The sequence below is a fragment of the Nostoc sp. GT001 genome (assembly GCF_030382115.1).
Lineage (GTDB): Bacteria > Cyanobacteriota > Cyanobacteriia > Cyanobacteriales > Nostocaceae > Nostoc.
In genome coordinates, this window is record NZ_JAUDRJ010000003.1 from 6,948,367 (window position 1) to 6,974,543 (window position 26,177).

Genomic DNA, 26,177 nt, shown 5'->3' on the forward strand with positions numbered 1-26,177 from the left:
CCATTTACATTTTGTAATGTTAATTACTTTCTCTAACCAATCCCAAACAATATCGAGAGGTCAAGATGCTACTATTTGAAACTGTTAGAGAAATGGGTCACGAACAAGTTCTTTTCTGTCATGGTAAAAATCCCGAAATTAAAGCAATTATTGCTATCCATGACACAACCTTGGGCCCCGCGATGGGAGCTACAAGAATCTTACCTTATGTCAACGAAGAAGCTGCTTTAAAAGATGCACTTCGTCTAAGCCGTGGAATGACATATAAAGCAGCCTGTGCCAATATTCCGGCTGGTGGTGGAAAAGCAGTCATTATCGCTAATCCTGAAAATAAAACAGACGATCTATTGAGAGCTTATGGACGTTTTGTTGATAGCTTGAATGGGCGTTTTATTACTGGACAAGATGTCAATATTACTCCTGATGATGTGCGGACAATTAGTCAAGAAACTAAATATGTTGTTGGGGTATCAGAAAAATCTGGCGGGCCTGCTCCCATAACATCACTAGGAGTTTTTCTCGGAATTAAAGCCGCTGTAGAATCTCATTGGCAGAGTAAAAGACTTGATGGCATGAAGGTTGCAGTTCAAGGCTTAGGAAATGTTGGTAAAAATCTCTGTCGTCACTTACATGAGCATGATGTCCAGCTTTTTGTGAGTGATGTAGATCCAGTAAAAGCGGAAGAAGTGAAACAGCTTTTTGGCGCAACCGTTGTAGAACCAACCGAAATTTACTCACTGGATGTAGATATATTTGCTCCTTGTGCTTTAGGAGGAATTCTGAATAGTCATACAATTCCTTTCCTGCAAGCTTCGATTATTGCTGGTGCAGCTAATAATCAATTAGAAAATGAGCAACTACATAGTCAAATGCTTGCTAAAAAAGGAATTCTTTACAGCCCTGATTATGTAATTAATGCTGGAGGACTAATCAATGTTTACAACGAAATGATTGGTTATGACGAAGAAAAAGCTTTCAAGCAAGTGCATAACATTTATGACACGCTATTAGCAATTTTTGAAATTGCGAAAGAGCAAGGAGTTACTACTAACGATGCTGCTAGACGATTAGCAGAAGACCGGATCAAGAACGGTAAGCAAAATCAGAGTACAGCGATCGCAGCCTAATTATTATTATCTTCAGGGGTGAGAAATGGAAAAAAATACCTTTGCGACATCAGCTTATATTGCAACTTCACCAGAGAGCGCTTTTGAGTATCTTTGCAGCTTGAAGAACTTAGATGAATGGACGCTTTATAGCCGGATGAAAGAGCAAATTGACGAAGATACCTGGCTCGGAACTGCGTCTGGTTATCACAAAAATCTTTACTATCATGTTAAAAAACTAGAAAATCCGCTTTTCTACGGCATTGAGTGGCACTGTGGATTAGAGTATCAGAAATATTTTCAGGTTTATCCTGTCTTGCTATTTCCTACAGATTATATCGAGCCTGGAACAGATGAAAAAGGTGTGTATTTTCACTGGTTGAGCTTTGTCGATCCCAAACGGCAGACTCAGATGATTATGCAGGGAATTCATACAGTACACACTTCTGAATGTCGTTCTCTCAAAGGTAATTTGGAACGCAAAGCTGGTCTAACCTCAGCAGCCAAAGGAAGCCACTTTATCGATACAGACACTATTTATGTTGATGCCCCAATTGAGATCGGCATTGAATACTTAAAAGACTTAAAAAATGTAGATGAGTGGGCGCATTTACTGCGACCCAATGGTGAGATCACTGCTGAATCAGGTGAATTCAAAGATGAATATGACCAAAAAGTAAAAGTTTCTGTGCGAGTTCATTCTTTGAGTAAATACTACTTACTTGAACAAGAACATTTTTATCCAGATTACGAATATTATCAGCGTTCTGTAGCTTTACTTATTCCAACTGCATACTCTTTCGCTGACCCAGAAGCCTCTGGTTTTATCCTACATCGAATTACATTCTGGAAAACAGATGGAACTGTCACCCACGGCAAACTTCAGATTGAAGACTATGGTGCTGAGAGCATGAACATCAAACGTTTACTCGAAGCCAAAGCTGGCAACCTCAAATCATTTGACCGAGGAATGAGCTATCTACCAAAAATTCAAGAATCACTACTAACTAATTAAAACCTCAGCGCTACTCTGCGCTTCCCTCTGCGTCCCTCTGCGTTTAAAATTCACCTCTCAACTCCCCACGATTAGCCTTATTGCAACACATGAAACTGAAGCCACTTACTATTACTTTCCTCACTTTTTGTGTTGCCGCTTTTTCAGGAATGAAAGCTGCCTCAGCTGCATCCTTTTCAGTAATCGCCGACGGTCTATATAATGCCGGAGGACTAAGCTTTAGTCCTGATGGTAATCTCTATGTTACAGAGGCGGGAATCGGGGGAAGTGGCGGTTGTGTTCCACCAGCAAGCGGTCAAGGTGACTCTTTATGCTATGGCACAAGTGGGGCAGTTACCAAAATTGAGAATGGTAAAACCGAACGCATACTTACAGGACTTCCTTCCATAGCATTACCAGATGGGACTGGAGCTAGTGGTCCTCGTGATATTAAATTTGATGCTACAGGTAAACCTTATGTTCTGATTGGATATGGAGCGAATCCGACCTTTCGCGATCGCAATTTAGGTTACACTGACCTCGGTAAAATCATTGCTCCCGATTTTAATACCAATTCCTGGACGAGTGTTGCTGATATAGGTAACTATGAACTCGCCAATAATCCCGATGGTGGTGATGTCGGTAGCAATCCTTTGGGTTTTGTCATAGATGGCAATAAGTTAGTTGCAGTTGATGCAGGTGCAAACGACTTACTCAGTGTGAATACTGATAGCAGTAATTTGCAGGCCATAGTTGCGTTTCCCCAAGACATATTAACTAATCCAGTTTTTCCACCCTCCGGTACACCATCTAATGAACCAGCCCAAGTGCCATCTCAAGGTGAAGTGGTGCGAACGCCGAAGGCGGGGCTTCGCCCATCGCAGTTTGCAACTCAACCAGTACCTTCAGGGGTGGCAAAAGGCCCCGATGGTGCTTATTATGTCAGCCAGTTTACTGGTTTCCCCTTCCCTGAAGGTGGGGCAAAAATCTATCGAGTCGCTGCTGATGGTAAATCATCAGTCTTCGCCGATGGTTTTACCCAACTCACCGACTTGGAATTTGATACTGAAGGCAATTTATATGCTTTGCAGTACGCCAATCAGTCAGCTTGGAAGGGTAATTTTGATGGTTCTGTCATCAAAATAGCTCCCAATGGCACACGCACAACTCTGCTGAGTGGCAATGGATTAGAGTCGCCTAGCGCCTTGACTATTGGTGCTGATGGTGCAGTATACGTCACCAACCGAGGCGATCGCCCTGGACTTGGACAAGTTCTCAGAATTGAAAATATCAAATCTGTCCCTGAACCGAGTTCTGCTTTCGGCGTATTAGCGATCGGTGCTTTTGGCGTTGCTTGGTTGCACAAGAAAAGAAACTCTAAACCTCTCACAGATAGAGTTGTGGCGCTCAAGTAAAAAGTTTCAAACCAATATCAGTGCCTCTCAAGGACATTTACCCTGCATTCTTCAGGGACTTAGAATTCCTTCTCTTTAAAACCATAAAACTTTCCCAAAATTAGTAACTCTTAATCTCCCTTGAAAGGTATGAAACTCAAATCATTTGCTCTTACATCTCTGACATTTTGTTTTGCTGCTATTTGCGGAACACCATCTGTACAAGCTGCAACACTAACGACAATTGTCGATGGAATCAGTAATGCACGGGGTGTTAGCTTTGGCCTAGACGGCAGTCTTTACGTAGCAGAGCCAGGTATCGGAGGAAACGGAAATTGCCAACCATCTCCAAGTACCTTGTTTCAGCCGATCTGTGCTGGTAATAGTGGTTCGCTGGTCAAAGTTGCATCAGATGGCACCAAACAGCGTCTATTCAATAACTTTGAATCTATAGCAGAGCAACCCAGTGGCAACCAAGGCGCTGGTATTCAAGATATACAATTCGACTCTCTGGGGAATGCTTATCTTCTAACTGGGTTTGCTGGTTATCCAGGAAATCGTGATCTAGAATCACTTAACCTTGGTTCTCAATTCACTATCCCACCACAGCAACTTGCTACTTTCCCGCCATCCACACCCGATAAAGTACTGAATACTCCGCTTTTAGCACAACTTTTCAAAGCTGACTTGAATACCGGAAAGCTGGAAAGTATTTTCGACTTCGGCAAGTATGAAATCACTAATAACCCAGACGGTGGGGATGTAGTTACCAATCCCTTTGATTTGACCGTTAATGGTGATACTGCTTATGTAGTTGACGGTGGTGGAAACACCGCTTACAAAATCAAACTTGACGGAAGTGAGTCTGAGGCAATTGCAATTCCCAAGAAAGTCCTTAGTGCTTCAACATTGCCACCCCTTCCACCAGGACAAGAACTACCTCCAGGTTTAGTAGAAATACTTCCAGGAGGAAACATCGCAATTCAAGCAGTACCTACAGGTGGCACGATTGGCCCCGATGGAGCCTTATACGTTGCCGAATACTCAGGTTTTCCATATCCAGAAAATGAATCGCGGATCTTCCGCATCGGCGACGATGGCAACCCAGAGGTTTTCCTAGATGGGTTTACGCAAATCACTGACTTAACCTTTGATGATCAAGGCAACTTGCTAGTGTTGCAGTTCGGTGATGAGTCTCAGTTGAAGGGTGACTTGCGGTTCCTTCCCGGTTCTCTGATTAAAGTTGCTCCCGATCTAACTCGTACAACCTTGGTTGCTGCTGGTGAAGGGCTGGAATCGTCTGCTGGAATCGATATTGGCCCTGACGGGCAAATATACATCACCAAACGCGGAGTTGGCCCAGAACTAGGATCGGTTGTTCGGGTAGATGGTATCGTTGCCGAAAAAGTCCCTGAACCTACTTCAATACTTAGCTTATTAGCACTTGCTAGTGTAGGCGCAACTGGTGCGATCGCCAAGCGCAAACGCCAAGACAAGCTGGGTGGGCGTTGCATAATGGCGGTATGAATCATACTGAAACTGGAACATCCCAAAACTTGAGATAGTGAAGTAGCAATCGAATCGAGTATTTCAGCATTTGTGCTGATTTGGAATAACATAGCGTTTTTCGATGCAATCGAGCGAGATAGTGGCGCAACCGGGTGTTTTCCCCCTCAACTCGTGTCATGTAAGTCTTGCTCACAATCTGGTCGCCCTCTGGAATAAAGCCTGGATAGACCAACCATCCATCCGTGACATAGAAATAGCATTGCCAAGTACCTACAATATCCCATAACGGTCGAAAAGTTTCGGCGCTATGGTCGCCCAAAACCCACGCTAAAATACCTTGTGTGAAGTGGTTCACTGCTGTCCAAAGCCAAACTTTGTTTTTTTTGAGCCGACGAACGTTTCTAGTTCATCGAGTTCGCCAACTTCTGGAATTGTCTCTGGATCATAAACATCAGGTAGCAGTTCTCCTACAAGTTTTACCCAAGTAATCAATGTCGTGTGATGCACACCTTTGACCCGTTCAATGCCACGAAATCCCATACCATTAACGTACATTTTCAGGCATTCCCGTTTCACTTCATCACTGTATCCTTGAGGTGGTTCGTACCGATCAATAAATTGGCGATCGCAATTACAGCAAATGTGATTCTGTTTACCTCTTTTATTTCCGTTCTTACGGATATGAGACGACCCACAACGCGGACATTCCATCCAGTTTTACCTCAATTCATACCGCCATTATGCAACGCCGCTGGGTGAATTGCTACCCAAAGCAGAGATAGTCTAATTCCTCATTACCTGGTGTCAGGTAATGGTTAGAAAATAGGCTGCTGCCTTACATAGAAAGTTGCATTTCAAACAAGAGGCAGCAGCCCGAATATTAGGGTTCCCAAACTGGGACGGGGAACGAAATTAGTCTAGGAACGAGTATACACTCATACAACCAGGACTTCAAACTCATGGGATTAGTCAAAAATTTCTCAATCGGAATTCTCGGTACTGGATTCATGGTGTTGGCAACAGCAGCCCCAGCCAATGCTGTAACATTAACTTACGACAGAAGTATCGGTAGTCCTGGTTTCGGCCCTGGAGAACTGTTTGTTCCCCAAGGTATAGCGGTGGATAGCCAAGGGAATACCCTCATAGCTAACGGACGCGGTATTAACCCGGCCGATGGTACTCCTAACTACAACCTCGGTAACAAAATTGAAAAATTTAGTCCAAGCGGTCAGTATATTGGAGCAATTGGCTCCGGCGGCACAGGACCCGGACAGTTCGACGAGCCAACAACTGTAGACTTTAATCCCGTAACAGGGGATTTGTATGCAGGTGATGTTTACAACAACCGCATCAATCAATTCGATTCTCAGGGTAACTTTATTAGATCCTTTGCAAATGGAGAATTTACCCCTCTCGTACCAGGTAGGTTTTTCTTTGGGCCATCTGGTGTAACTTTTGACAAAACTGGCAACGTTTACGTAGGTGATTTTAACGGCGAAAGGATTCTTAAATTCACATCAGAGGGACAGCAAATTGGTGTGATTGGTGGCGCCAATGGCTCTGCACCTGGGCAATTCCAAGGTGTAGCAGGTGTAAGAATTTCCCCAGTTAGTGGAAATATCTTTGTAGCTGACCAGTATAACAACCGCGTTCAAGTACTCGATCCAAATGGTAATCCTCTGTTGGCATTTGGTTCAGCAGGTAGCGAACCTGGACAGCTTCTTCAGCCAATTGGCATCGAAGTGGACGACCAAGAGAACGTTTATGTAGCTGATTCTATCAACAGCCGCGTTCAGGTATTTGATAAAAACGGTAACTTCTTGACTTCCTACGGCCAACCAGCCCTAGATGCATCAGGCAACTTAGTCCCGCCTCCAGCATTAACTGGTCCTCCTTTTGGTAATCCACTCGACCTCACACCAGGCAGATTTAACTGGACTGGTGGTACAAGCCTCAAAGATGGCAAGCTTTATGTGGGCGATTTCTTTCAAGGTCGCGTTCAGGTGTTAAACGTAGAGGGCAGAAGGCAAGTACCGGAATCTAGTTCAGCATTGGGTTTAGCATTGCTTGGATTTGGGGCTGTTACCGTCACATTGCGGAAACGCGGACAACTACAGAAAGAATTGCAAAAACAGTGCTAGTAGTCAGGTAAGCAAGTTCGTAGTAAGGACTTTAGTCTTTATTTTTTAAGCACTGAAGTACTTACTACAAACCTTCAGGACAAATAACTTGGGATATTTTGCCTAAATTGAGTTGTCAAGAATAACTTGTTGATATTTGAAAATTGGAAGAAAAATGTCTTTGAAATCCTCTTATTCAGATCGGCTGAAAAAAACTGACCAGAGGTTGATCGCTTTATTGAGCGATCGCATATCATTATTAGCAGCATCAGAACAACCTTCTTTAGATGAGCAACTGGCTGATGTCGCTACCCTACTTGCTGAAGCTGGTATTCCTGAGTCTGTTTGGGCAAGTGTGCTAAATAGTTGTCATACTACTCTGATTCCTAAATATGCAACAAATCATGTCACTCCCCGACAAATTACCATCATCGGTGGATGCGGCAGGATGGGAAAATTATTTAAAGAGCAACTTTCGCTAGTAGGTAATAATGTTAGCGTCCTCGAATCTGATGATTGGGAATATGCAGATCAACTATTAAGTCAGGCAGAATTAGTTTTAGTCAGCGTTCCTATTGAACATACAGTTGATGTTATCAAGCGTGTAGCGAAATACCTTGCGCCAACTACCGCTTTGTGTGATATTACGAGTATTAAAACACAGCCAACTCAAGCAATGCTCGAACACCATTCTGGCCCAGTCATGGGTTTACACCCAATGTTTGGGCCAGATGTAAAATCGTTTTTTGGACAAAAAGTAGTGGTCTGCCCAGGTCGAAACGATGATTCCTTTCAATGGTTTTTAGACTTGATTAAAAGTCAAGGTGGAGAGTTAATTGTTTGTACGCCTGAAGAACACGATCGCATGATGGTGATCGTTCAAGCAACGCAACATTTCTGTAGATTTAGTCTTGGTGTTTTCTTAGCACAAGCAAAAATCGATATACAACAGACTTTAACCATGTCAACTTCTAACTATCGTCAAGAAATTGACATTGTTAAACGTTTGTTTTCCCAAAGCCCTCACTTATGTGTGGATATTATGCTAGCTACAGAAGAAAGATGTGATGCAATTAGCTTTTTAGCTGATACTTACAGTCGTTTGGCAAAACTAGTAGCGATGAAAGATAGAGACGCATTAATTCAGGAGTTTGAAAAGGCTCAAAGCTTTTTTGAAGAGAAAATCAACAGTTTTATGCAGCCTTTAAATACAATGGCTATCCAACGTGATTTCCAACCAAAAATGCACACAAATATTAGCATTTAAATCAATATAAATATGCTGATAGACATCTTTCACGATACCGTTTGTCCTTGGTGCAGAATTGGGAAAAAACATCTGTTTGATGCACTGGCACAACAGCAAGAACAAGAACTACATATCCGCTGGCATCCTTTTCTTTTAGACAATACTGTTCCTGCGGAGGGATACGAATTTCGCAGTTTTATGCAAAATAGAAAAGGGATGAAAGCGGAAGAAATACAACAGCTATTTGATAGTACGCAACGCGCAGGTGAGGCGGCTGGAGTTAAGCTAGATTTTGAAAAAATCCGTTTAGCTGTCAATACTAAGCTTTCTCATCAATTAATTGCACTTGCACCCACAAACATAAAAAACGATGTTGTCGAAGCTATTTATCAAGCTTATTTTGAAGACGGTTTTAACATTGGAAATCTTGACGTTCTTGTTGCCATCGGTACAGCGTATCAGATGAATGCTAGCGAATTAAAGTTGCAATTAAACGATCGCGCAGTGAGTGATACAGTTATTGCTGAATCAACATTTGCTCGGTTAAATGGCATCAACAGCGTGCCATTCTTCGTCATCAATGACAAAGTTAAGGTAAATGGTTCTCACTCGGTAGAGGTGTTCCTAGAAACTTTGAATCGTGCTGCACTTTTAGATATACCTGCAAAAATATGATAGTTGACATCAAGCAAAAAAGTAGATTAATTCATCAGCGTGTTTCGGTTACTTTTAACTACGAAGTTTACTTCACCCAAAATTTATTTGAGTTGAAAAATCCTACATTAGCCCAAGTGGTTGGTGCGGATGAAGAGACAAAGCCAAAGAAATTAGTTGCAGTCATAGATGCAGGAATATTAAAGTATCAACCGGAATTGGTGAAGCAATTAGTCGCGTATACCAAGTTTTATGCAGAGGTACTAGCGATCGCAGCTGAACCAATGATAATTTCTGGAGGAGAAGCTGCTAAAAACGATCGCACTTTATTAGAGCAAATCCAGCAACAGATTGAAGCTGCCGGATTATGTCGCCATTCTTATGTGTTAGCGATCGGGGGTGGGGCGATGTTGGATTTGGTAGGATATGCAGCCGCAACTGCTCACCGGGGTATTCGTCTCATTCGAGTGCCAACGACGGTGTTGGCGCAAAATGATTCTGGGGTTGGCGTCAAAAACGGCATCAATGCCTTTGGTAAAAAGAACTTTTTGGGGACATTTGCGCCACCTTATGCAGTTATAAATGATTCTGCGTTCTTGACAACTCTAGACGATCGCGATTGGCGTTCTGGAATTGCAGAAGCAGTCAAAGTTGCGCTAATTAAGGATGCTAGCTTTTTTGATTTTATCCACTCTCACACCGCAGCTTTGAGGCGGCGAGATATGGATAGTATGCAACAGGTTATCTATCGTTGCGCCGAGTTGCATTTAGAACATATTGCCAATGGCGGCGATCCTTTTGAGATGGGTTCGTCTCGTCCCTTGGATTTTGGACATTGGGCGGCTCATAAGCTGGAGCATCTGACAAATTATCGCTTGCGTCATGGCGAAGCTGTTGCGATCGGTATTGCTTTGGATAGTACTTATTCTTATTTAGCAGGATTGCTGGATTGTTCGGAGTGGCAACGGATATTAAATACTTTATCGGCGTTGGGTTTTACGTTGTATGTGCCTGAACTAGCTCAGAAGTTATCACAATTGGAAGATCCTGATTGTTTGTTTCGGGGTTTGACTGAATTCCGCGAACATTTNGGGGGGGAGTTGACTTTGACGCTGTTGAAAGGGATTGGAAAAAGAATTGAGGTTCATGAGGTGGATTTGTTTTTGTATGGGCAAGCAATATCGCTGTTGGGGGAAGTGAGGGGGGAATTTTAAACGCAGAGGAACGCTGAGGGAAGCGCGAAGGAACGCTGAGGTTTTATGAGGTTATTTACTACTTTTGGGGGAGGCGGAGATTTTTAAATTGGGTTGTTAGTGAATATAGTAGAAAAGCAGTATAAAAAGCGAATAAATTGACACTAAATCGAAAAATTATTCAATGTCTTATCTGCTTGATATCTAGTATTATTAAATGAGAGACGAAAGGTTTTTGATTACATCTTTTAAAAATAATATGTTGGCTCAATACTGCTCGGTTAAGGATTTTTAACTCGGAATTGGGTTTGGGGAAAAGGGTAAAGGTTAAAGGGTAAAGGTTAAAGGTTTTTTCTTTCCCCTTTCCCCTTAACCGACAAGTATTGTATGTTGGCTTAGATTGATAGAAAGTTATCTAAGTCTGTTCTAGGTTTGAAAATAATTACTAATAATGATTAATGGTTGATTAACAAATATTCTAGAGAAATTAATCATGGTTTTTGATTCACGTTCTTACAAAACCCTTGGCGGTGTAAGTGTTTCTCGCTCCATTACTGAAGTTAAGATGGACACTGCTCTCGATGATATTCTGTTCCATTTAAATTCTCAGCGCGGAGGGTTGCTAAGGAGTAGCTATGAATATCCTGGCAGATATAAAAGATGGGCAATCGGATTTGTCAATCCACCGTTGGAGTTGACTACACAGGGTAATGCTTTCACTTTGATAGCGTTGAATGAACGCGGTCAAGTACTTTTGCCATTCCTTTTAGAGAGACTATCTCTGTCAGAACAACTTGAGAATGTCACCCAAGAAAATAACATTGTTCTAGGCTTTATTAAACCTTCAGAAAAATTATTTACTGAAGAAGAACGTAGTAAACAGCCTTCCTCATTTACAGTTGTTAGGGAAATTCTATATACTTTCTCTAGTCAAGAAGACGAGCATTTAGGCTTGTATGGGGCGTTTGGTTATGACTTAGTTTTTCAGTTTGAACCAATTACCCAACATCTAAAACGTCCTACAGATCAGCGCGATTTGGTGCTTTATCTGCCAGATGAATTGATTGTTGTTGACTATTATCAGCAACGTGCATTTCGTCTACAATATGATTTTAAAACAGCGCGCGGCAATACAAAGAATCTTCCTAGAACAGGTGAGTCTGTAGATTATCGTGGCAAACATCTTTTACCGAATCAAACGGCTGACCATAAAGTAGGCGAATATGCCAAAAAAGTTGAGGTTGCACTCGATTATTTCCGCAGAGGCGATTTATTTGAAGTTGTTCCTAGTCAAAACTTTTTTGAAGGCTATGAAGACGAACCCAGCAAATTATTTGAAACTTTAAAAGATATAAATCCTAGTCCTTATGGGTTTATTTTTAATTTAGGTGGCGAATATCTGATTGGTGCATCTCCAGAAATGTTTGTGCGGGTTGAAGGTAGGCGGGTAGAAACTTGTCCCATTAGTGGCACTATTAGCCGGGGACAAGATGCTCTTGACGATGCGGTGCAAATTCGTCAGTTACTCAACTCTCACAAAGATGAAGCTGAGTTGACCATGTGTACTGATGTCGATCGCAATGACAAATCCCGAATCTGCGAACCTGGTTCAGTACAAGTGATTGGTCGTCGCCAAATTGAATTATACAGCCATCTGATACATACAGTAGATCATGTTGAAGGGACACTGCGATCGCAATTCGATGCTTTGGATGCCTTTCTTTCGCATACATGGGCAGTTACAGTCACTAGCGCACCCAAAAGAGCGGCAATAAATTTTATTGAACAGCACGAAAAGAGCGCCCGACGTTGGTATGGTGGAGCAGTCGGCTATTTAAATTTCAATGGGAATTTAAATACTGGCTTAATTCTGCGGACAATTCGATTAAAAGATTGCATCGCTGAAGTGCGAGTCGGGGCTACTGTCCTTTATGATTCCATACCACAGTTAGAAGAACAAGAAACAATTACTAAAGCTGCTGCTTTATTTGAAACGATTCGCCGTGTAAAGCAAACGAGTCAGAAAATTGATGAGTCCAGTTCTCTAAAATTAACGAAACTCCTCCCAAGTGCGGCAGCTAGCAAACGTATCTTATTAATAGACTACGAAGACTCATTTGTTCATACCCTAGCCAATTACATTCGCCAAACTGGTGCAAGCGTTACTACACTGCGTCATGGTTTCTCAGAATCGCTATTCGATACAGAACGCCCTGACTTAGTTGTATTATCTCCTGGCCCTGGTAGACCCAGTGATTTTGGGGTTTCACAGACTGTTGGCGCCCTTCTGCATCGCCAAATTCCGATTTTCGGAGTTTGTCTGGGATTGCAAGGCATCGTTGAAGCTTTTGATGGCGAGTTGGGAGTTCTCAACTATCCTCAACATGGTAAATCTTCACGGATTTTCGTCACTGATTCCAATTCTGTCACCTTCAAAAACTTACCGGAATCCTTTGCAGTCGGTAGATATCACTCATTGTTTGCCCTACCGCAAAGTTTGCCAAAAGAACTCAAAGTAACAGCGATTTCTGATGACGACGTAATTATGGGCATTGAACATCAAACACTTCCCATCGCCGCCGTTCAGTTTCATCCAGAATCAATCATGACTTTAAGTGGAAAAGTCGGTTTGGAAATAATTAAAAATGTGGTGCGTGCATATACGCAATCATTAGTTAGGAGTTAGGAGTTGAGAATATGGAATTTGGAGAACTGAAACTTCTTAACTCAAAAACTCATATATAACTCAATACGGTTCAGTTAAGGCTAAAACTCTTTATCAAAGTCAATTTTTTTTAACGAACCGCAGAGGCACAGAGGGAACAGAGAGAGGAAAACAATGCTTAACTGAACCGTATTGAAATATAACTTCTAACTCTTAACTCCTAACTTCTAACTTCTAACTTCTAACCTCCCCACTCCCCCTAGCATTTTATGACTAACCAAGTTGCTCCTTCCCGCCATATTCTTGAAGAAATTGTGTCGCATAAAAGGCAAGAAGTTGCACAAATGCAGCAAGAATTGCCTTTAGGCTCATTGCGACAACAGTTAAATGCAGCCCCGACTGTGCGAAATTTCTTGACTGCTTTGCAAGAAAACCCCAACCAACCTAGCTTAATTGCTGAAGTAAAAAAGGCATCACCTAGCCGTGGGATTATCCGCGCAGATTTTGACCCAGTTGCTATTGCTCAAGCTTATGAACGAGGTGGTGCAGCTTGTTTATCAGTCCTCACCGATTGTAAGTTTTTTCAGGGCAGTTTTGATAATCTGCGAAAGGTGCGTCAACAAGTTGCATTACCTTTACTGTGCAAGGAGTTCATCATTGACCGCTATCAAATTTATTTAGCACGGACAGCAGGTGCAGATGCAGTATTGTTGATTGCAGCTATTTTATCAGATCGAGAACTCCAAGATTTTTTGCAAGTAATTCACGATTTGGGCATGACTGCGCTAGTAGAAGTCCATACCTTGGCTGAACTAGATCGAGTGCTAAAGCTTGATAATCTAAGTTTAGTAGGAATCAACAATCGCAATTTAGCAGATTTTACCCTTGATTTAGGAACAACACAGCAACTTTTAGCAGAGCGTCAACAACAATTACAAAGCTTAGATATCACCGTCGTCAGCGAATCTGGACTGTATACACCTGCTAATTTATCTCTTGTCGCTGAGGCTGGTGCGCGTGCGGTTTTGATTGGAGAGTCTTTAGTTAAACAAAGCGATGTAGAACAAGCTGTACGTGATATTTTGAGCTTTTCTTAAATCTGTTACCTAATTACTAAGGGACTTCCAAATAAAAAAATATTCAATTATTGATTGTGGAGTGGGCAACATGAGCGCCCAGTTTGTATGGCGGGCAAGATGCCCACCCCACAAGAAGTGTAAATTATTCTAAAACTATTAAACAATCATTAACTATTTTTCAGCATGACTTCTATCTCCGATTCCTTTCAAACTTTACGCGATCGCCAACAGTGTGCTTTAATCCCTTTTATCACAGCAGGCGATCCTAACTTAGAAACTACTGCCGAAGCTTTACGCATCTTAGATCGCAACGGTGCTGACTTTATCGAGTTAGGCATACCCTACTCCGATCCTCTCGCAGATGGGCCTGTGATTCAAGCAGCAGCAACCCGCGCTTTACAAAAAGGCACGAAATTAGAGCAAGTGCTAGAGATGTTACACGTAGTCATTCCTAGCCTAAAAGCGCCGATAATTTTATTTACTTACTACAATCCCATTTTGCACCGGGGTATTAAGTCGTTTTTGGCGCAAATTGCCGTTGCTGGGGTGCAAGGGTTGGTAGTACCAGACTTACCCTTAGAAGAAGCAGAAGAATTAATCCAAACTGCTGCCTCTTTTGGAATTGAGGTAATTTTACTCGTAGCTCCTACCAGTTCTCAAGATAGAATTGTTGCGATCGCTCGTCAATCTCAGGGTTTTATCTATCTAGTTAGTGTTACAGGCGTTACAGGTATCCGCGCTCAAATCCAAAACCGCGTAGAGCATTTAATTACCGAGTTGCGAAGCGTCACCGATAAACCCATCGGCGTTGGTTTTGGCATCTCCGCACCAGAACAGGCACATCAAGTCATGGAATGGGGAGCAGACGCAGTGATTGTTGGTAGCGCCTTTGTGAAACGGTTAGCTGAAGGTAGCCCAACAGAAGGATTGCAAGCCGTGGAAGAATTTTGTCGAGAACTTAAAACAGCCATCACAGAAAATCAGCGCAAAAGTCCATCTCTTCAAGAGGTGAGATAAATCCATCCGCAGACTTAGGGGTATACACGCGCCCCTCTGCCCCCCTGCCCCTCTGCTTCGATTAAGATAATGAAATCCCTGCTGAAATCTGTCAAAATACTAATTTATAGCGTACTTTTAGTTACCACCTCTGCGCTTACAGTCTTTGCCCACGATCGCCTTGACCACAGACAATACAAATACCATTGGAATCATAATCTTCCAGGGCAATACACTCATCTAGCTGTCAGAAAGAACGTAACTGACCTGACACCAGCAGAGAAAACAGCCTTCGTCAAGGCTATCAAAACCTTAAAAACTGTCATACCCGCAGGTAGCAAGCTCAGTATTTACGACCAATTCGTTGCCATACACATAGGGGCAACACGCTTAATTCATAACCATAAAGGACATTCCGATGGTTCCGTCCAAGAACTTGCTCATGAAAATGCCGCATTTTTCCCTTGGCATCGAGAATATATCCGCAGATTTGAACAAGCTTTGCAAACAGTAGACCCAACTGTTACTCTGCCATACTGGGATTGGACAGATGCCAAAGCACTTGATGTAATTTTTAATGATGACTTTCTTGGTTCTAACGGTCAAGGAGTAACCATTAAAGTTCCAAATCAGGGAAACTTTACAGGCGGCGCGGTACCTGGGGCTTTTTCAGCTGCAAATGGCTGGGTTATGAATCCGACATTAAATATTGACCCAGAAACCCAAACCTCATTAGGTACATCACTTGTACGTTTTCTAAGATTACCTCCAGCCAGTGATTATCCAGTGCCCAAAAAAGATGTTGAGCGTGTCCTGAGTCTTAATAACTATTCTCTATTTCGCCCCGCTTTGGAAGGATTTATCTCTGTAGATGAGCGAGGTAAAGTCACCCCAGGAGGATTTATACACAACTACATTCATGGTTTAGTTGGTGGGGTGCAGATAGATGCAAGCACAAGACCCGTAAAGTTTAAGGGCTTGGGTACTATGAGCAATATCCCAAGTTCGCCTTATGACCCAGTGTTTTGGTTGCATCATGCAAACGCAGACCGCCTCTGGGCTGAATGGCAAGAAAACGGTCATCAAGGTAGCGATTTCTATCCTGCTAATGGTCAGGCTTACGGACACAATCTTAAAGACCTAATGTGGCCTTGGGATGGCGGTATGTCTACCCCCAAAGCTACGCCGTTAGGAGATTTATTATCCCTATTACCAAATTTTGACTCTAGCGATTTGGTGCGCCCCATAGACGTTTTGAATCACAGAAATCTGGGCTATATCTACAAAACCCCTGAAAAGGAAACGCGAAGAGAATTTTATCAGAAGAATTCAGAACTCAGGAGTCAGAATTCAGGATGAATTTGAGTCCGACACTTCGGCATGGTTCGACTCTGCTCACCAGCCGCTCTGTTACCAAAGTAAAAAATATTTAAACGTAAAAGGATTTTAAGCAGTGGTAAGCATACAAGACATCAAGATTGCAACTCAACAACCAGATTCTTTGGGTAGATTTGGCAGATTTGGCGGTAAATACGTCCCAGAAACCTTAATGCCTGCATTAAGTGAATTAGAAGCAGCATTTCATCAATATCGCAACGATCCAAGTTTCCAAGCAGAATTGCAAAACTTACTGCGAGATTATGTAGGACGACCCAGCCCATTATATTTTGCGGAACGCCTCACAACAAACTACGCTAGACCAGATGGCACGGGGCCGCAAATTTATTTAAAGCGCGAAGATTTAAATCATACAGGCGCTCACAAAATTAATAATGCGTTGGCTCAAGTGTTACTCGCTAAACGTATGGGTAAGCAACGGGTGATTGCCGAGACAGGTGCAGGACAACACGGCGTAGCGACTGCAACCGTATGTGCTAGGTTTGGTTTGAAATGTGTGATTTACATGGGCGTTCACGATATGGAACGCCAAGCCCTGAACGTGTTTCGGATGAAATTAATGGGGGCAGAAGTTAGTCCAGTGGAGGCAGGTACGGGAACTCTCAAGGATGCAACTTCGGAAGCAATTCGAGATTGGGTGACGAATGTAGAAACAACTCATTACATCCTCGGTTCCGTTGCCGGGCCTCATCCCTACCCGATGATTGTCCGTGACTTCCACGCAGTCATTGGTATCGAAACTCGCGCTCAAGCCCAAGAGAAATGGGGAGGATTACCAGATATTCTACTGGCTTGCGTGGGTGGAGGTTCCAACGCGATCGGCTTATTCAATGAGTTTATGCATGAACCTTCAGTGCGTTTAATTGGAGTGGAAGCTGCGGGTGAAGGTGTAGATACAGAAAAACACGCCGCTACCTTGACAAAAGGAAGAATAGGTGTATTGCATGGTGCAATGAGCTATTTACTGCAAGATGATGATGGTCAAGTCATCGAAGCCCATTCAATTAGTGCCGGATTAGATTATCCTGGCGTTGGCCCTGAGCATAGTTATTTAAAGGATCTTGGCCGCGCCGAATATTACAGTGTTACCGATAAACAGGCATTAGACGCATTTCAAAGGCTTTCGCAACTAGAAGGGATTATTCCAGCCTTAGAAACTGCTCATGCGATCGCATATTTAGAAACCCTTTGTCCTCAATTAAAAGGCAGTCCTCGCATCGTCATTAATTGCTCCGGTAGAGGTGATAAAGATGTACAAACTGTTGCCAAAGTCCTAATTCCTTAATTTTTTTGTCATTTGTCATTTGTCCTTCGTGAATCACTAATGCCCCATGCCCAATAAATATGATAGCTGTAACTAAAACTCCACTTGACAACATCCCCGCCACTCCTGAATTCTACAACTGGCCAGCTTTATTACAACAGTTGTTAAATCGGCAATCGTTGACGGTTCCCCAAGCTGCGGATTTGATGCAAGGTTGGCTCACAGATACCATTCCCGATGTTCTATCAGGAGCGATTTTAGCCGCAATTCAAGCCAAAGGCGTCTCCGCTGAAGAATTAGTTGGTATGGCTAGCGTATTGCAATCGCAATCTTCTCAGACGCCATTAATCGCGTCTCTACATACTCCCTTAATTGACACCTGTGGAACTGGTGGAGATGGTGCTTCAACTTTTAATATCTCGACTGCTGTCGCCTTTGTTGCCGCCGCCGCCGGGGTAAAGGTTGCCAAACATGGCAATCGTTCGGCATCTAGTAAGACTGGTTCGGCGGATGTGCTGGAAGCTTTGGGTATAAATCTCAACGCCACTCCTGAAAAAGTGCAAGCCGCAGTGGGTGAAATCGGAATCACCTTTTTGTTTGCTCCCGGCTGGCATCCTGCACTAAAGGCGATCGCTACTTTGCGAAAAACTTTGAAGGTGCGGACTGTTTTTAACTTGCTCGGCCCGCTAGTAAATCCCATGCGACCGACGGGGCAAATTATTGGTGTCAACGACCCGCTTTTACTGGAAGAGATTGTGCAAGCCTTATCCCAACTGGGATGTCAGCAAGCGATCGCCCTCCACGGACGGGAACGTTTAGATGAAGCTGGTTTGGCAGATGTCACTGATTTAGCTGTACTCCAAGATAAAAAAGTCCGCTCTTTGACGCTCAATCCTCAAGAACTGGGTTTAAGTTTTGCACCCACTGCGGCGTTGCACGGTGGAGATGTCCAAGAAAATGCCGAAATCTTGAAAGCAGTTTTGCAAGGTAAAGGCACTCAAGCGCAACAAGATGTAGTCGCTTTAAATACAGCCTTAGCCCTGCAAGTTGGTGAAGCCATTCATGGGGAAACTGATGTTTTAGCAGGTTGTGTTAAAGGTATTGTCCTTGCCAAAGAAATTCTGCAAAGCGGCGCGGCTTGGACAAAATTAGAACAACTTGCGGAATTTTTACACGATTCGCCAAGGTAAGAACGGACTGTATTACACCCAAAAACTATACGGAAGGAAGAATAGATGATTATCATACTTAAAAGCGGTACACCTGTTGAGGAAATTACTCGCATTAGCCAAGAACTGAGTGACACTTGGAAAGTCACCGTAGAAAAAAGCGTTGGCACTCATAAAGTTGTACTGGGGCTAATTGGTGATACCACTAGCATCGATAAATTACAGGTTCAGGAGTTCAGCCCTTGGATTGAGCAAGTATTACGAGTGCAACAACCTTTCAAGCGGGTAAGTCGAGAATTCCGACATGGAGAAGCCAGCGAGGTTGTTGTACCGACACCTAACGGTCGTGTCTATTTCGGCGAACATCATCCGATTGTAGTGGTAGCCGGGCCTTGTTCTGTTGAAAACGAAGTGATGATTGTCGAAACAGCAAAGCGCGTGAAGGCAGCTGGGGCACAGTTTTTGCGTGGCGGAGCCTACAAACCCCGTACTTCACCCTATGCGTTTCAAGGTTATGGTGAAAGCGCTTTAGATTTATTAGCAGCAGCGCGGGAAGCTACTGGTTTGGGTATTGTCACAGAACTGATGGATGCTGCCGATTTATCAGCAGTGGCGAGGGTAGCTGACATAATCCAAATCGGAGCGCGAAATATGCACAACTTTTCGCTGCTAAAAAAGGTAGGCGCTCAAGATAAACCTGTGCTGCTGAAGCGGGGTATGTCTGCAACAATTGACGAGTGGTTGATGGCGGCAGAATATATTTTGGCATCTGGAAATCCCAATGTGATTCTTTGTGAGCGAGGAATTAGAACCTTTGATGGTAAATATGCGCGGAATACTTTAGATTTATCAGTGCTGCCAGTGTTGCGATCGCTGACCCATTTACCAATTATGATTGATCCCAGTCATGGTACTGGTAGGTCTGAATATGTGCCATCGATGGCAATGGCTGCGATCGCAGCTGGTACAGATGCCTTAATGATTGAAGTTCACCCCAATCCCGCAAAAGCTTTATCTGATGGGCCTCAATCTCTCACCCCTGAGAAATTTGACCGCTTGGTTCAAGAAATGTCAATTCTAGGTAAAGTAGTCGATCGCTGGTCTACACCTGCATTTGATAAGATTGGTGAAAGCCGCATTCTCTCCACGCCAGAACTCTTAAATAAGTAGGTCACAAAAGGTAAAATCGTCAAAGTTTTTGCGATTGCTTTGTTACACTCCGTTTCACTCGCAATGACATACTTGTAAATTTTCCCGCCCACCTACTTAGACGTAATCTTGACTGATCTTTGCAAATGGCTAAACCTGATTAGCAGATTTTTTAGAATAAAGAATCTGCTAATCAGTTTTTCTTAAAAAGAGTATAGGCGATCGCGACTAAATTTTCGCCTCATATCATGTCTGCCAAATTACCCATAATAAAATAACCCCACCCCCAACCCCCTCCCCGCCTGCGGGGAGGGGCGGGGTGGGGTTCTTCGGGTTTAATAAGCAATCAAGCGGACATGATATCACGTGGGAATCTTCCTCTTTGCAAATGAACTGAGTCTAACCCTGCACGTATGCAGGGAGGAAGAAGTTTATCTACACTAAAAAGACACCACCAAGATCGTTCTCCCCTGCGTAGTCTGTATTAAAGAAATTTAGGTTATTGCTACTTCCAAAGTCTTGAATAATAACTTGAGACAAATTGCCCGCATATATTATCAGTTCAGGAGATGAGGTTCCAACATTTGCAACAGATTTAGCCTCGAACTTTAACTCTATATCACCATTTATGACAATAGTTTCCGACGAGTTGTAGTCTGTTATTATGGCATCTCCAGCAGGATTGTTGTAGAAGTTGTCGTAACCGTTGCCAGCCACATATATATCAACTCCTCCGCCTCCTGTTAAAACATCTCTGCCTGTTTCATTATAATTACCTATGCCTATTAGGATATCATTTCCATTACCACCAAGAAGCGTGTCGTTTCCCGCACCTGCTATGATAAGGTCTCTAGAATTCGTACCTTGCAGACGATTATTGAACTGTGTGCCGTTTATGACAGTATCGTATTGAAAGACTGCTAGAGGATCATTGCCATCAGAACCAGGAATTCGATAGTTAGCCATTTTACACCTCTTCAACAAAAGGGACTAAGCTAATCGTGATTCAAAATTCCGGCTTGAGTGCCATAGGATTAGAGGATGTCTGAAAAGTTTTTTTGTATACATCTAGCCCTTGGAGATCCCCCTAAATCCCCCTTAAAAAGGGGGACTTTAAGACTCTTATTCCCCCTTTTTTAAGGGGAGTTAGGAGGGATCAAGAAATATTTGATACTTTTCAGACATCCTCTTAGGGTTTAGCGCACAGTTAGTACAATTTGAAGGCAGATTAGCTTTATTTGTTAAAAAGTATAGTGAAAAAAAATGCAGTTGAGCAAAACGCAACAGAAATTTACTGCTAGGCTTCAGGAAACTTTACGGGGCGAAATGATTGATAGGTTAAGCGAAATACTTCAATAATTTCTTTTAAAGTGTGACCATCTGCATCTCCTATTTCAATAGACGCTCCAAACAGAACTACCCAAATTCATTAACAACATAAAAACAGTAAAAAGTTTTTCAAACATCCTCTAAACTCGACTTTATCCATTTTTTGGCAACACTCAAGCTGACGCTGAAACCTTTGTGGGGCAGTAGTTTTACTTTTTTGATTTCACCGAGAATCAGTAACATCGAAAAAGCTTTTGCCAAAAAGCTAGAATTTTTGCCGTATCAAGAGAACCAAGCTCTTAATTTTGGATAAAGTCGAGCTAAGGGCGTTTCTTAATTAATCGTCTTATATCCCGACACCAAACTGAGTATAGTTATGGTGCGATATCGAACTACCTCTTTTTTTGAAGTTCGTGCATACTTCTAACAACCTTTGTGACTAAATTTCTGGGCGTAAATCTGACGCTTTCAGTTAATATCTTATTTCTCATCCCAGGAATAACAACAGTTTTGTTTTTCATTAAGCCCCGATAACCAATCCTAGCGACGGTTTCTGTATCCATCATTCTGTTAACATTAGCAATCTTGGAATCTTCCATTGCAGCATTGTGTTGGAATTCCGATGCTGTTGGCCCTGGACAAAGAACAGTCACGCTGACACCTGTACCCTCTAATTCATTCGCGATCGCTTCTGAAAATGATAAAACATAAGCTTTAGTAGCAAAATAAACTGCCATTAAAGGACCTGGTTGAAAAGCTGCTGCTGAAGCCACATTTAATATTTTTCCATAGTTTTGCTCAACCATATCTTTGAGGAACAACTTCGTTAAATGAGTCAGGCTGACCATATTTACCTGAAGCATTTTTAATTCAGTGCTGAGGTCTGTTTCGCTAAAGGCTCCATAAGTACCAAAGCCAGCATTGTTAACTAGCACATCAATCTTGATGGATGCTTGCTGTAATTCTGTGAAAATTTCTTCTGGGGATGTTGGGATAGATAAATCCTTAACAAAAATTTTGACGGAAATGCCAAACTTTTGGGGAAATTCATCTATAATTTCAGTAAGTTTTGATTCATTCTTATCTACTAATACAAGATTATAACTATGACGGGCAAAAATCTGGGTTAATTGATAGCCTATACCACTAGCCGCTCCTGTAATTAAAGCAGTTCTTTTTTGCCGAATTCCGTATGTTTGATTCATGTTAAAAAATGGCGAATTGGAGTTAATTAATTTAACAAAAAGAATTCAGAAGTCAGGAGCCAGAAAGGGCTAAACGCCCCGCTACTGCTAACAGAATTTAATTTAAATTCGTTTAAATTTCCCGCTAATTTATTCTGACTTCTGGATTCTTATTTAACGTTTATAAATTTAGCTACAGCAATATATAATGTTTGCCGTAGCTATTTTTATAGTGAAAAAATGATGCTATCCACCTGAAATGAGTATGCTTCAATCCAGGATATTAAACGCAAATATAAAAATCTGTATCTATATAAACAAGAGCAAGAATATTTAATCTCGTCGTTAGAATTCAGCACCCAAGAGTCATAATTTAGCAAGAATCTAGTATACTTAGTATATTTATTATCAAATATTCTCCTGATTCTTTAACTATTCTGACTTCTGTTAGCGGTAGCGGGGCGTTTAGCCCATTCTGACTCCTGAATTCTTAAATATCATCAATGACACAACCTAATTCCGTTGCTATAAGTGACGTGCAAGCAGCACAAAAGCGAATTTTAGGGATTGCCCACCACACACCTGTACTAACATCTAGAATCGTTAACGATCGCACCAATAGCCAAGTGTTTTTTAAGTGCGAAAACTTTCAACGCACGGGGGCATTTAAATTTAGAGGTGCGTACAATGCCTTAGCGCAACTATCGCTAGCACAAAAACAAACAGGCGTTATCACCTATTCATCAGGAAATCATGCCCAAGCAATCGCTTTAGCTGGACAATTACTAAATATTCCCATCACTATTGTCATGCCTGATGATGCACCCATTGTCAAACAAACTGCGACTCGTGGTTATGGTGCAGAGATAATTTTGTACAATTGCCAAGAAACAAACCGAGAAGAATTAGCCCAAAATTTAGCGGATAATCGCTCTCTCATACTCATTCCTCCTTACGATCATCCCCATGTCGTCGCCGGACAAGGGACAACTGCTTTAGAACTAATCCAAGAAGTTGGTGAGTTGGACTTATTATTAGTCTGTTGTGGCGGTGGCGGATTACTTTCAGGATGTGCGATCGCAGCCAAGTCACTTTTACCCAATTGTAAAGTCATCGGGGTAGAACCAGTCCTTGGCGATGATGCTACCCGCTCCTTTCACACCAAAACCTTACAAACAGTCAAAAATCCTAATACTATCGCTGATGGTGCGCGGACTCCTAGCCTTGGTCAAATTACTTTTCCCTTAGTGCTGCATTACGTCGATGATATGGTTACGGTATCGGAAGAGGCGATTCTTCGCACTATGTTTTTCTTGTGGGAGCGTTTGAAAATTGTAGTTGAACCTACTGGGGTATTAGCTGCTGCTGCTTTACTCGAAGGCGTGGTGACAGCACCAGAAGCGAGAATTGGTGTGATCATCAGTGGTGGGAATGTAGATTTAGGGCAAGTTGGTAAATTCTTTTCTGTGGGATTGAATTGAAAAGTTAAATTCCCAATTGCCCATTAGATTGATCTTCTGAGCTATAAATCCTAAAAGGGACGACTACCTGCAAGGCTAACCCGCTTTAATACTCGTCGCTCATTTGGATCAAATGCTTGACGGTAATGCAAGGTAGCTTGATTATCCCAGTAGACAATATCACCTACAGACCATTTGTGTTGGTAGTAGAACTTGGGTTGAGTTAGATGTTGCCTCAACTGTTCAATCAATTTAGATCCTTCTTCCGGTTCTAACCCGACAATTTCCACTTCTGTAGCAGCATCTAAGTAAAGATGCTTCTTACCACTTTCTGGATGTGTCCTAACTAAAGGATGGGGAAAGATTGGACTGATTAAAGGAATAGTTTTGTCTAAACGATACAAAGAGCGGGGTGCATTCCGATCTCGCAAAAATGGGTTATAGGTAATTAACTGCAAATCTGCAATCCGTTCTTTGGTGGCTTCATCTAATGCCTCATAGGCTAAATTGGTATTTAACCAATAAGTATCTCCACCATGAGTTGGTATTTCCAACGCATAAAGAAGCGAACCACTAGATGGGGTCGGAGTCCATTTGTGATCGGAATGGAAAGTTAATTCTCCAGTACCAGTATAGCCACCATCGACATTGGAAATTGGAATTACTACCGGAGTTTCTCCTGGTTTAGAAGCCAATACTGGAGTTTCATCAGATGGTACAAAGAGTGCGCCAAAGTATAGAGAAAAGTTTAAAAGTTGTTCATCGGAGAGCTTTTGGTCTTTGAAGATTAAGATGTGGCGATGTCTGGCGACAAGCCGCTTCGCGTCTACGCGCAAAGCTTCTTTAAGTTGTAAGATAACTTCAGGTGCGATCGGTTGACTAGCATCCAGATCGGTAACTATGGCTCCCAAAGGGGCATCAATAGACCTAACTTTAACCTTTGTCAAAGTCGAGATTGGCATAATATTCTCCTGTGTTTTAGTTTATTCAGAGGTGTTAACTACTTATTCGCTAACACCTCTGAGGGAGTAATTTTGGCGTACTCTTCAGGTGTTAAAAACCCTTCTCTAACATTCACTTTCTTGGGGATAAGTCCTAAGCTGTACCACTTATCTGCAACTTCCTGTTGCTTAGTAATAGTTTTATCAGTGATTGGTAGCAGCCCATAGTCATATTTCTTATGCATTATTTCTAGAGTCGGTGGATCTAACTGAGTTACAGTAGCAAGCAGTTGTGCTACTTCTTTGGGATGATCCTTCGTCCATATTTCTGCCTTTTCTAGTTCCTCTAAAAACACTTTGATTACATCAGGATGAGCCTGATAAAATTGGCGCGAAGTTGAGTAAAAATTACCAGTATCCCGCAACTTACCACCATCTGCTAAAACACGAGCGATTTTATTTTGTACATTTCTAGTAGCGAATGGCTCCCAGATATACCAAGCATCCACCTTGTTTTGACTGAATGCCGCATTTGCATCTGGCGGCGCTAGAAAAACTGATTGGACATCGCTCAGTTTTAGTCCTGCGTCTTCTAAAGCCTTAACTAATAAATAGTGACCGATAGAGGCTTTCTGAAAAGCCACTTTTTTTCCCTTCAAATCAGTAACACTTTTAATCGGAGAGTTTACGGGAACTAAAAGTGAAATTGCTTTACCACTAGGGCGTGTAGTAGCTAGATAAACAAGAGGCGCTCCTGCTGCTTGTGAAAATACAGGAGGCGATTCGGCTGTAGATGCAATATCTAGTCCATTTGCATTCAAGGCTTCTAGCTGTTGTGGCCCAGCGGCAAACTCAGCCCACTGTACTTTAAAACCCAGAGGCTCTAATCGCTTTTCCAAAGCACCCTGCTTTTCTAAAACTGCTAAAGCAGAAAGTTGTTTTGAACGTACAATCCGTACTACTTGCTTATCAGTTGACTTTTCTGTAGTGCCAGATGAAGCAGTAGACTCAGGGGAAGTTGTTGACTGCTGAGTGTTATTTTTGGCTTCACCACAACTCGATAAGACTGTCGATAGCATTAAGCAGTAGCCCAGAGCAAATAACAAGGAACGGCGTGTTGTTCTCTGGCTTTTCCTGAATTCAAACTTTCCTTTTAAAGCTGGCATGGGTTGTTATTTTTATTTCTCGATCGGTGGTTAAAACGATTATGATGAATTGCGAATCAAAGAATCCAAATAACTCTTCCTTTCCCCTCATACCTCTCAAAAGAAGAGAGGGGAGCTTAGTTACTCCTAAATTCTGTTAGCGCAGCGGGGCGTAGCCC

21 protein-coding genes are annotated in these 26,177 nt (G+C 42.4%); 16 read left to right on the top strand and 5 right to left on the bottom strand.

The genetic code is table 11. The features are described 5' to 3' along the window. Nucleotides 1-65 precede the first annotated feature (65 nt). From scyB to QUD05_RS32440, 4 genes are all read left to right on the top strand, one after another. Entirely contained in the window at nucleotides 66-1,127 is a 1,062-nt protein-coding gene (gene scyB, locus QUD05_RS32425) for a tryptophan dehydrogenase ScyB (RefSeq protein ID WP_289799627.1), read from the top strand. A 25-nt stretch (nucleotides 1,128-1,152) separates the two neighbouring features. Continuing rightward, nucleotides 1,153-2,121, top strand: a complete 969-nt coding sequence (scyC, locus tag QUD05_RS32430) for a scytonemin biosynthesis cyclase/decarboxylase ScyC (RefSeq protein ID WP_289799628.1) — start codon at nucleotides 1,153-1,155, stop codon at nucleotides 2,119-2,121. A gap of 89 nt (nucleotides 2,122-2,210) precedes the next feature. Then, nucleotides 2,211-3,515 carry a ScyD/ScyE family protein gene (locus QUD05_RS32435; protein WP_289799629.1) on the top strand — a complete coding sequence of 435 codons (1,305 nt, stop codon included), beginning with the start codon at nucleotides 2,211-2,213 and terminating at the stop codon, nucleotides 3,513-3,515. A 129-nt stretch (nucleotides 3,516-3,644) separates the two neighbouring features. Then, nucleotides 3,645-5,021 carry a ScyD/ScyE family protein gene (locus QUD05_RS32440; RefSeq protein ID WP_289799630.1) on the top strand — a complete coding sequence of 459 codons (1,377 nt, stop codon included), beginning with the start codon at nucleotides 3,645-3,647 and terminating at the stop codon, nucleotides 5,019-5,021. Between the two features lies 1 nt (nucleotide 5,022). Here the strand turns inward: QUD05_RS32440 and QUD05_RS32445 are convergent. Further along, a protein-coding gene (locus tag QUD05_RS32445) for an IS1 family transposase (protein WP_289794349.1) occupies nucleotides 5,023-5,714 on the bottom strand; the annotation gives its coding sequence in 2 pieces (ribosomal slippage) (nucleotides 5,023-5,390 and nucleotides 5,390-5,714; 693 coding nt in all). Nucleotides 5,715-5,962: 248 nt separating this feature from the next. Between QUD05_RS32445 and scyF the strand changes: the two genes are divergently transcribed. The 11 genes from scyF (at nucleotide 5,963) to aroF (ending at nucleotide 19,960) form a co-directional block, all read left to right on the top strand. Next, nucleotides 5,963-7,144, top strand: a complete 1,182-nt coding sequence (gene scyF / locus QUD05_RS32450) for a scytonemin biosynthesis PEP-CTERM protein ScyF (RefSeq protein WP_289799631.1) — start codon at nucleotides 5,963-5,965, stop codon at nucleotides 7,142-7,144. 154 nt (nucleotides 7,145-7,298) lie between these two features. Beyond that, nucleotides 7,299-8,390 (top strand): bifunctional chorismate mutase/prephenate dehydrogenase, encoded by a 1,092-nt coding sequence (gene tyrA / locus QUD05_RS32455; protein ID WP_289799632.1) that lies wholly within the window; start codon nucleotides 7,299-7,301, stop codon nucleotides 8,388-8,390. Nucleotides 8,391-8,402: 12 nt separating this feature from the next. Then, complete coding sequence (locus tag QUD05_RS32460; RefSeq protein ID WP_289799633.1) at nucleotides 8,403-9,047, top strand: DsbA family oxidoreductase; 645 nt, start codon at nucleotides 8,403-8,405, stop codon at nucleotides 9,045-9,047. Continuing rightward, the gene (locus tag QUD05_RS32465; RefSeq protein ID WP_289799634.1) at nucleotides 9,044-10,240 is read left to right on the top strand and encodes a 3-dehydroquinate synthase; all 1,197 of its coding nucleotides are present in this window, start codon (nucleotides 9,044-9,046) and stop codon (nucleotides 10,238-10,240) included. Before QUD05_RS32460 ends, QUD05_RS32465 begins: the two co-directional genes overlap by 4 nt. A 472-nt stretch (nucleotides 10,241-10,712) precedes the next feature. Beyond that, nucleotides 10,713-12,905 carry an anthranilate synthase gene (locus QUD05_RS32470; protein ID WP_289799635.1) on the top strand — a complete coding sequence of 731 codons (2,193 nt, stop codon included), beginning with the start codon at nucleotides 10,713-10,715 and terminating at the stop codon, nucleotides 12,903-12,905. 248 nt (nucleotides 12,906-13,153) lie between these two features. Further along, nucleotides 13,154-13,981 carry an indole-3-glycerol phosphate synthase TrpC gene (trpC, locus tag QUD05_RS32475; protein ID WP_289799636.1) on the top strand — a complete coding sequence of 276 codons (828 nt, stop codon included), beginning with the start codon at nucleotides 13,154-13,156 and terminating at the stop codon, nucleotides 13,979-13,981. Between the two features lie 165 nt (nucleotides 13,982-14,146). Next, on the top strand, nucleotides 14,147-14,980 hold the full coding sequence (trpA, locus tag QUD05_RS32480; RefSeq protein ID WP_289799637.1) for a tryptophan synthase subunit alpha: 834 nt from the start codon (nucleotides 14,147-14,149) through the stop codon (nucleotides 14,978-14,980). Between the two features lie 69 nt (nucleotides 14,981-15,049). Beyond that, on the top strand, nucleotides 15,050-16,318 hold the full coding sequence (locus QUD05_RS32485; protein ID WP_289799638.1) for a tyrosinase family protein: 1,269 nt from the start codon (nucleotides 15,050-15,052) through the stop codon (nucleotides 16,316-16,318). A 94-nt stretch (nucleotides 16,319-16,412) separates the two neighbouring features. Next, nucleotides 16,413-17,642 (top strand): tryptophan synthase subunit beta, encoded by a 1,230-nt coding sequence (gene trpB / locus QUD05_RS32490; RefSeq protein ID WP_289799639.1) that lies wholly within the window; start codon nucleotides 16,413-16,415, stop codon nucleotides 17,640-17,642. 59 nt (nucleotides 17,643-17,701) lie between these two features. Further along, complete coding sequence (gene trpD / locus QUD05_RS32495) at nucleotides 17,702-18,811, top strand: anthranilate phosphoribosyltransferase (protein ID WP_289799640.1); 1,110 nt, start codon at nucleotides 17,702-17,704, stop codon at nucleotides 18,809-18,811. 45 nt (nucleotides 18,812-18,856) lie between these two features. Next, entirely contained in the window at nucleotides 18,857-19,960 is a 1,104-nt protein-coding gene (gene aroF, locus QUD05_RS32500) for a 3-deoxy-7-phosphoheptulonate synthase (protein WP_289799641.1), read from the top strand. Nucleotides 19,961-20,374: 414 nt separating this feature from the next. Here the strand turns inward: aroF and QUD05_RS32505 are convergent, their stop codons facing one another. Continuing rightward, the gene (locus QUD05_RS32505; protein WP_289799642.1) at nucleotides 20,375-20,905 is read right to left on the bottom strand and encodes a calcium-binding protein; all 531 of its coding nucleotides are present in this window, start codon (nucleotides 20,903-20,905) and stop codon (nucleotides 20,375-20,377) included. Between the two features lie 755 nt (nucleotides 20,906-21,660). Next, on the bottom strand, nucleotides 21,661-22,473 hold the full coding sequence (locus QUD05_RS32510; RefSeq protein ID WP_289799643.1) for an SDR family NAD(P)-dependent oxidoreductase: 813 nt from the start codon (nucleotides 22,471-22,473) through the stop codon (nucleotides 21,661-21,663). Nucleotides 22,474-22,955: 482 nt separating this feature from the next. Here QUD05_RS32510 and QUD05_RS32515 point away from each other — a divergent pair, with 482 nt between their 5' ends. Beyond that, the gene (locus QUD05_RS32515; protein ID WP_289799644.1) at nucleotides 22,956-23,933 is read left to right on the top strand and encodes a threo-3-hydroxy-L-aspartate ammonia-lyase; all 978 of its coding nucleotides are present in this window, start codon (nucleotides 22,956-22,958) and stop codon (nucleotides 23,931-23,933) included. Between the two features lie 50 nt (nucleotides 23,934-23,983). Here QUD05_RS32515 and QUD05_RS32520 read toward each other — a convergent pair whose 3' ends face one another. Then, nucleotides 23,984-24,874, bottom strand: a complete 891-nt coding sequence (locus tag QUD05_RS32520; protein WP_289799645.1) for a TauD/TfdA dioxygenase family protein — start codon at nucleotides 24,872-24,874, stop codon at nucleotides 23,984-23,986. Nucleotides 24,875-24,912: 38 nt separating this feature from the next. After that, nucleotides 24,913-26,019 (bottom strand): aliphatic sulfonate ABC transporter substrate-binding protein, encoded by a 1,107-nt coding sequence (locus QUD05_RS32525; protein ID WP_289799646.1) that lies wholly within the window; start codon nucleotides 26,017-26,019, stop codon nucleotides 24,913-24,915. Nucleotides 26,020-26,177: the final 158 nt, after the last annotated feature.

Excerpts from the sequence above, each read along its gene's own strand:
- tyrA (WP_289799632.1), top strand. The coding sequence starts at position 7,299 with ATGTCTTTGAAATCCTCTTATTCAGATCGGCTGAAAAAAACTGACCAG.
- scyC (WP_289799628.1), top strand. The coding sequence starts at position 1,153 with ATGGAAAAAAATACCTTTGCGACATCAGCTTATATTGCAACTTCACCA.
- QUD05_RS32440 (WP_289799630.1), top strand. The coding sequence starts at position 3,645 with ATGAAACTCAAATCATTTGCTCTTACATCTCTGACATTTTGTTTTGCT.
- scyF (WP_289799631.1), top strand. The coding sequence starts at position 5,963 with ATGGGATTAGTCAAAAATTTCTCAATCGGAATTCTCGGTACTGGATTC.
- QUD05_RS32520 (WP_289799645.1), bottom strand. The coding sequence starts at position 24,874 with ATGCCAATCTCGACTTTGACAAAGGTTAAAGTTAGGTCTATTGATGCC.
- QUD05_RS32525 (WP_289799646.1), bottom strand. The coding sequence starts at position 26,019 with ATGCCAGCTTTAAAAGGAAAGTTTGAATTCAGGAAAAGCCAGAGAACA.
- QUD05_RS32470 (WP_289799635.1), top strand. The coding sequence starts at position 10,713 with ATGGTTTTTGATTCACGTTCTTACAAAACCCTTGGCGGTGTAAGTGTT.
- trpA (WP_289799637.1), top strand. The coding sequence starts at position 14,147 with ATGACTTCTATCTCCGATTCCTTTCAAACTTTACGCGATCGCCAACAG.
- QUD05_RS32510 (WP_289799643.1), bottom strand. The coding sequence starts at position 22,473 with ATGAATCAAACATACGGAATTCGGCAAAAAAGAACTGCTTTAATTACA.
- QUD05_RS32485 (WP_289799638.1), top strand. The coding sequence starts at position 15,050 with ATGAAATCCCTGCTGAAATCTGTCAAAATACTAATTTATAGCGTACTT.
- trpC (WP_289799636.1), top strand. The coding sequence starts at position 13,154 with ATGACTAACCAAGTTGCTCCTTCCCGCCATATTCTTGAAGAAATTGTG.
- QUD05_RS32515 (WP_289799644.1), top strand. The coding sequence starts at position 22,956 with ATGACACAACCTAATTCCGTTGCTATAAGTGACGTGCAAGCAGCACAA.
- scyB (WP_289799627.1), top strand. The coding sequence starts at position 66 with ATGCTACTATTTGAAACTGTTAGAGAAATGGGTCACGAACAAGTTCTT.
- aroF (WP_289799641.1), top strand. The coding sequence starts at position 18,857 with ATGATTATCATACTTAAAAGCGGTACACCTGTTGAGGAAATTACTCGC.
- QUD05_RS32460 (WP_289799633.1), top strand. The coding sequence starts at position 8,403 with ATGCTGATAGACATCTTTCACGATACCGTTTGTCCTTGGTGCAGAATT.
- QUD05_RS32435 (WP_289799629.1), top strand. The coding sequence starts at position 2,211 with ATGAAACTGAAGCCACTTACTATTACTTTCCTCACTTTTTGTGTTGCC.
- trpD (WP_289799640.1), top strand. The coding sequence starts at position 17,702 with ATGATAGCTGTAACTAAAACTCCACTTGACAACATCCCCGCCACTCCT.
- QUD05_RS32505 (WP_289799642.1), bottom strand. The coding sequence starts at position 20,905 with ATGGCTAACTATCGAATTCCTGGTTCTGATGGCAATGATCCTCTAGCA.